This window comes from Mariniflexile sp. AS56 (assembly GCF_030552475.1).
In the GTDB taxonomy this organism is placed as follows: domain Bacteria; phylum Bacteroidota; class Bacteroidia; order Flavobacteriales; family Flavobacteriaceae; genus Mariniflexile.
The window spans coordinates 1-2733 of the sequence record NZ_JAUPED010000048.1 but is presented as its reverse complement, the minus strand read 5'-3'; the positions used below and the strand labels follow the sequence as shown (position 1 = coordinate 2733).

The 2733-nt window shown below is 29.7% G+C and carries 4 protein-coding genes; all 4 read right to left on the bottom strand.

Going from position 1 to position 2733, the window contains the following annotated elements; translation table 11 throughout:
- Positions 1-199: 199 nt before the first annotated feature.
- Positions 200-838 carry a hypothetical protein gene (locus tag Q5N74_RS18925; RefSeq protein ID WP_304390559.1) on the bottom strand — a complete coding sequence of 213 codons (639 nt, stop codon included), beginning with the start codon at positions 836-838 and terminating at the stop codon, positions 200-202.
- Positions 839-987: 149 nt separating this feature from the next.
- A complete protein-coding gene (locus tag Q5N74_RS18920; protein ID WP_173589708.1) occupies positions 988-1563 on the bottom strand; it encodes a hypothetical protein in 576 nt (191 codons plus the stop codon).
- Positions 1564-1743: 180 nt separating this feature from the next.
- On the bottom strand, positions 1744-1935 hold the full coding sequence (locus tag Q5N74_RS18915; protein WP_304390558.1) for a hypothetical protein: 192 nt from the start codon (positions 1933-1935) through the stop codon (positions 1744-1746).
- On the bottom strand, positions 1928-2635 hold the full coding sequence (locus Q5N74_RS18910) for a GNAT family N-acetyltransferase (RefSeq protein WP_304390557.1): 708 nt from the start codon (positions 2633-2635) through the stop codon (positions 1928-1930). The genes Q5N74_RS18915 and Q5N74_RS18910 overlap by 8 nt, the downstream gene beginning before the upstream one ends.
- Positions 2636-2733 lie beyond the last annotated feature (98 nt).

Here is a 2733-nt window from a genome sequence, read left to right as displayed (position 1 = left end):
CAATTTATCTAAATAAACTTTGTTTGGCTTAAATATTGATTGATAGTCATCGCGTTCCGTAAATTAAGCACAACGGTTTTGGCTATGGTTTCGTTACGGAATGGTTCGATAGAACTATTCCGCAGTAAACCAAAGATAGTAAACACACAGGGAATTTCCGATAGGAAATTCCGCCGTAATGAACTATAGCCGTTGTTAGCTAACGTTTTTTATTTAATTCATAAATTTCAATTCCGATGTTGTGGGTTTTTGGTTTATTATCGACTGCTAATTCAGTTGTTATGACATTCAACATATCTTTTCCGTTTTCATCAAAAAATTGAATAAACCTCAATTCTGACATTATCCCAACTAATTGGTCACTTTCATAATTCACAAGCTCAAATTCCACTTCATTACTTACTTTTGATTCGAAAGTTTGGTAATAAGAGCTATCCCTTGATTTTTGAAAAATCGAAAGGCTCAAAGTCTTTTCCTTATTTATATTATTTGGATTCGAGTCGTAATCAGAGTAGAATTTAAAAATTCCGCTATAAGTGTCTGGCTTTTCAGATTTCACAAGATTAAATTTAAAAAAACGACTTTTGGTAGAGTCAATAATTCCGTTTTTCAGGTTTATTACTTGGTTAATTATTGTATCATTTTCTTTAGAAATATAAACCTCAACCTTTTCGCTAAAATTATTCGGATACTCATATGTAATCCAAAATCGGTCATATTTTTCGTTGTCCACTTTCTTTTTGGATTCAACTTCTTTTAATTCCGCTTTATCCTTTTTTTCTGCACAGGAATTTAGTCCAATTACAATAATTAATATTAAGATTCTGAAGTTTGTCATCAAATGTTAGCTAACGGTTACGTATAAGAATAGTGCGGTTTTGTGTGCGAGGATTTTCCGCAGGAAAATCAGATGTAACAAAAATGCACTAACTCTTGTTTAAGCACTAATCTACGCATTATTTTTATGCGATGTTACCTACAGTATTTTTAATTCAGATTCGTGTATATTAAATCCAAGAATAATTTCCGATACATTATTTTTTGAAATTTATCTTCTGGAATTTTATTCAGCGCGTCAATTAAATATTCGCTATCAGTTTTTAAATCTCCGTAAGCCTCAAATTTGTTATAAGCTAATCCAAATTCAAATTGCCAACTTGACTTGTCTAAAATTTTTAGTTGTTCAAATAAATAACCATAGCAAGATAAATGGGAATTAATCGGAAATAACAAATATGGGTCAAATCCTAAATCCGATTTAAGTTTCTCAAAAAACTCAGGCTCTATTTCTTTGCGACTTGCCTTTTTTAATAATTCCGTATATCCGTTTTTACTTATTTCAGTCAGATATTTTTCTTGAATTAGTGAATTTTCTAATAAACTATGAATATTTTGTTTGTAAATCAGCTTTCCCTCAATCGGTCCAACTTCCGTAACGAGGCGATTATATTTGATTTCAGAGCATAATTCAAACTTTTCGTCCGCAATTAGGTCAGTCGTGTTTTTAGTTGAACCACAAGCTGTGATTAAAGTCAGAATTATTATTTGAAGCAGTTTTTTCAATATTGTAGGTAACGGTTTGTATAAGAATAGTAAGGGTTAAATATGCACTTACTTTCGGTTTTAGCACTTAGCCAAATTTACAATTTTACTGTTATTTTCTTTTAACCGTCAAATTTTAAATTTGGCGGACTTTGTTAAAGTGTACCAACTTTGGGTTTGGCACCAAAACCCTTATTATTTTTATACCTTGTTGTGGGTATGTGCTTTATTTTTTGATTTCATAAACAACAATATTATTCCTCCAATAATTAATCCAATACCTATTAATAAACTTATTGTATTTATTGGATGTCCTATTTTAGTTGACCAAGCAAAACCATCTAATAGAAAACCTAAGACAATCAAGATAAGACCTAGTAATTTTTTATTCATTCAGTTCCGTTATTAATAGAAATGGACTGTATTCCACTCTTGAATTATTAGAAAAATATTTCACTTTATCCTCTTTAATCACTTTTCCGTTTTTTGTCCATTTTAAATTCCAGTTACAATTGCAAGGTTGAATAATTGGTGAAAATTCAGATTCAATTTTCCAAGTCCATTTTGGTTCGTGATTTTTTATTTGATATGGTTCAACATTCCACAATTCTATTTTATTCTCAGAATGACAAATCTCAGTTGTTTTTAAAGTTTCAATTAATGGTTTGAAGTAGGTTAAATCAGATTCGGAATATCCTCTGTCTGGAAACTTAATAAAATCCATTTTTTTCCAAAATTTTTCCGACTCTCTTGGCGCACAAAATAACTTTATGGCTAAAAATCCTTTTTCTTTAAAATATCGAGAAATTTGGTCAAAGAAATATTTTCCAATTCCTTTATTTCTATGTTTAGGGCTAATTTCTAAAATATCAATTTCGGCATAAATTTCTCCTTTGCTCCAAACTAAAAATCCGATTGGTAAATTATTGTGATTTAAAGTTATAAATTCTTTATTTCTAAATGCTTTTTCTATAATTGTCCAATTGCAATAAAATCCGTTTTGAGAAATTTTATCTTCTTCAATTAACCACATTTCGACTTCTTTCAAGTCAGATTGAGTAGGTGAAAAGTTCAATTGAAAGTCTAATTTCATTAGTTTACGTGATTTTTTTGCATGTCTTGTCCTGAAATATGGCTACAGGTTAAAATTGATTTACGCTGTTTTTAAATATACCATATTAGGTGTTTTAT